Raw genomic sequence first — 610 nt, forward strand, 5'->3', positions numbered from 1 at the left:
TCCCTGCTTTCGCACTAGCGTGTCTACACGGTTTTGGGGCGCGACAGATTGACTCGGTGCAGCAAGAAGTGGCGTCTCTGCAGCATGTTGTATGATTCTCTCACTGGCGCTTTGATTCGAAGGAGCGCCAGCGATGCAGCCGGATTTGTCTTTGGGTGAGTTCGGGGACGTTCGTCTCGACAAAAGGGGGCGACGCTTCTCCGGGCTATGCTTTGCACGCGCAGCGTCTGCTTGCGCCAGATGGCCCGGGGCGATTGGGCTGCCAATATGGCGTTCTGGCGGTTTGTGAACAACCCCCAAGTCACGATCGATAATTGATTGAGGGCTGGAGCGCGCAGACGCGGACTGCGGTCAGCGGGCGTCATGTGCTGGCGATCCAGGATACGAGCGAGGTCAAGTTCCAGACCCAGGCGGGACGGCGGCGCGGGCTGGGCAAAGTCGGCAAGGGCAATGCTCGCGGCGTGCTGTTGCATGCGATGATGGCGGTGGATGCCGACAGCGGGGTCTGTCTTGGCCTTACTGGCGGCAACGTTTGGACGCGCAAAGGCAAGGTAAAAATCCCGCATGAGCGGCGCGCCTTGGCCGACAAGGAGTCGGCGCGCTGGGTGAC

At 61.5% G+C, this 610-nt stretch carries 1 pseudogene; it reads left to right on the top strand.

Annotated elements, in window-relative coordinates:
- Positions 1-365 precede the first annotated feature (365 nt).
- Positions 366-610, top strand: a pseudogene (locus J6525_RS46660) (IS4 family transposase); the annotation flags it as partial.

Source organism: Bradyrhizobium australafricanum (genome assembly GCF_020329495.1).
Lineage (GTDB): Bacteria > Pseudomonadota > Alphaproteobacteria > Rhizobiales > Xanthobacteraceae > Bradyrhizobium > Bradyrhizobium australafricanum.